We start from the raw sequence: 2,696 nt of genomic DNA, 5'->3' as shown, positions 1-2,696 counted from the left end.
AGCAAAACCCAAAAGATTGGTTACCTTGGAATTATCTTGATACTATCAACAAAATCAAAAACCACTCTCTATAAAAAATTTAATTCCATTCATTGTGTTTGTAAAATGCACTTATTGGGAGGACACTTGCAAACTCTCAACTTTATTCAAAAGGGACAAAAACAAATAACTTAAAAGATGCAATTATTCGGATTGGAGTTACAAACCTTACAACAATATTAACAACGGAATATTATAGTCAATATAAGAAAATTGATGGAATTGCTTTTTTTAAATTAAAAGAATTTAATCAGCATTCGATTTTTGTTTCAAAACTTTGTTTTGAAATAGCTAAATCACTTAATTTAGATAGAAAATTTGATTTAATGATTGCAGGTATGTTCCATGATATTGGATTATTAATCAGAGCAATAAGTCAGCCTGAAAAAATGGAATTATTAATTGAAAAGTGTAAAAATGAAAAAATAAATTTTTATACATCTGAAATAAATAATCAATTATTAACACATGATCAACTAGGAGCTAATTTGCTTGAAAAGTGGGGGTTTAATCGCCAAGTAGTAGAATTAGTAAAACACCATCACACGCCAACACAGCATAGAACATCAAGTATAGATTATTTATCAAAGGAGTTTGATATTCTTGAATTGTCTAATCAAATATCAATTAAATATTCTTTTGGTTTTCATAATAATGATCCTCATGTCAAAATAAGCCAAATTTTACTGGATAAAATTGGTATTTCAAAAGATGCTTTAAATACTTTACTTAAAGAAGTCATTCGTAATATCAACGTTTTTTCAAGTGCTCTATATATTTAAATTATTTTTAAAATAAATATTAGCTTTTATTATTGTTCTTTTTTAATTCCTACCATTGAACAACCAAGACATGCGAAATTTAAAATTTTGATGAAAGAAAAATAGACTAAACTAAGACTTATAATTCATGAAAATTTTATTTATTTTTTTAATTTCATTTGAATCTGCTATTTTTGTGGCGGTGTATTTATAACCATTTTCATCACTTAATCCGGTAATTTTATCGGGGAAATTTAATTTAATTAATAACTTTGAAAGCCCCTTTACTTCTTCATAGGGGTATGAATTATTATTAAATTTACAAATAATATTTTGACAAGAAATAGCAACTTTTGAATTATTTAATTCATTTATTTTAACTAAAAAATAACTTTGGTGATTATCACTTATTTCGTTTACATCAGAAGGAAAATACGTAGAAGCGCTATTTAATGGGGTAACATGAGAGACAATGTAGTAATTTGTAGACTGTAGCATATGTTCTTGCGTATTTGAACTTGAATTTTTACTATAAAAAAAGTTTTGGGTATCTTGAGTAAAACTATTTGAGTTTGAACTCTTGCCACAAGATGAGATCACAAAGAGATTTAATAATAATAAAATTAATGCAGGCAATATTTTTCTCAAAGATGAATCCCCATTCAAGTAAATCATATTCGCAATTAACCATTATAAATTTTAATTGGTTAAAAAAATATTTTAGTATCATTTATCTTGATATCCTAAAATTTTAAAAATGGAAAGATGATTTATAAAAAAATTTGACTTAATCTCAAAAAATAAAAAAAGAGATAAAAAAAGCCCTTTAATTTAACAATACAGGGAATTATTAAAATTCACTTTGTCTCAATTGTGCTCAAAATTAAAGCAGCTTCTTCGTCGTCAAGTATTTTAAATTTTCCTTCCTTTTCATTAAAAGAATAAACATCTGCCGTAGCAATATCAAACCACCAGCAGTAAATTTTTAGCTTATTCTGTTTCATAAGTTCTTGAACAATAGGGTATGTTTCCATATGAATTTTTTGTTCTAACACATTTATTTGTGATAATTGATTATGAGGCTTTAATCCTTTATTAATTTCAAAACCTTCGTTTAATTTTTTTAATGCCGATTCTCCGTACTGCAGCCAAGATCTTAAATTCGGAGAAGATATTGTAAGACGGTTTTGAAGAATACCCTGCATCGCACCGCATTCAGAATGACCACAAATAATAATACTAGAAACCTTTAATTTAAGTAATGAGAATTCAATCGCAGCAGCTTCAGATTCATCACCAACAGAGTAACCATTACGGGTACAAGGAGGTATCATATTACCGACATTTCGAATGACAAAAACATCTCCAGGATCTGTGGAAGCAAATAAGTTGGCAACAACACGACTGTCAGAACAAGCAATAAACAAGGCATCTGGAGACTGACCCAAGGCAAGTTTTGCAAAAGTTTCTCTATATCCTGGCAAAATATTGCGTCTAAAGTCAGTTATACCATTAATAAGTTTTTTCATAAATGCCCTTTGATTAATCCTCTAAATTATAAATACTTTTCTAATGAATTGGCATTAAGAAAAGTTCTGAAATTCAATCAAATATCGTATTTACAGATTTTTTTAAATAGTTTGAATCCTTTTTTACAATGATTTATAACTCATGTCAAAAATTATTTGTTAAAATGTTTCTTTATTCCCTTGATATTTTCATTCACGAAGCTCTTTCTTTTCTGTTTCATTAAGAATTTATAAGTTGAATCACTTCTTTCACTTTTTTATGAGCTTCAATCGGATGCCTGAGGGGCTTATCAAATATGAGTTTGTAATGATTCGAACGACCCAATTTTTCCTTAATAATAAATCCAGATTCTTGTAAGTCTGCTAC

Annotated in this window: 3 protein-coding genes; 1 reads left to right on the top strand and 2 read right to left on the bottom strand. The window is 27.7% G+C overall.

Going from position 1 to position 2,696, the window contains the following annotated elements:
• Positions 1-113 precede the first annotated feature (113 nt).
• On the top strand, positions 114-821 hold the full coding sequence (locus tag ACIQ56_RS16495) for an HDOD domain-containing protein (protein WP_397602130.1): 708 nt from the start codon (positions 114-116) through the stop codon (positions 819-821).
• A 111-nt stretch (positions 822-932) separates the two neighbouring features.
• Here the strand turns inward: ACIQ56_RS16495 and ACIQ56_RS16490 are convergent, their stop codons facing one another.
• Both ACIQ56_RS16490 and ACIQ56_RS16485 read right to left on the bottom strand, forming a co-directional pair.
• Positions 933-1,448 (bottom strand): hypothetical protein, encoded by a 516-nt coding sequence (locus tag ACIQ56_RS16490; protein ID WP_397602129.1) that lies wholly within the window; start codon positions 1,446-1,448, stop codon positions 933-935.
• 209 nt (positions 1,449-1,657) lie between these two features.
• Entirely contained in the window at positions 1,658-2,329 is a 672-nt protein-coding gene (locus ACIQ56_RS16485; protein WP_397602128.1) for a carbonic anhydrase, read from the bottom strand.
• Between the last annotated feature and the right edge of the window lie 367 nt (positions 2,330-2,696).

The sequence above is a fragment of the Silvanigrella sp. genome (genome assembly GCF_044369315.1).
GTDB lineage: Bacteria > Bdellovibrionota_B > Oligoflexia > Silvanigrellales > Silvanigrellaceae > Silvanigrella.
This window is presented reverse-complemented; position numbering and strand designations above follow the sequence as displayed.

Bases quoted from the DNA above. Each gene is read 5' to 3' on its own strand.
- ACIQ56_RS16485 (WP_397602128.1), bottom strand. From the start codon at position 2,329: ATGAAAAAACTTATTAATGGTATAACTGACTTTAGACGCAATATTTTG.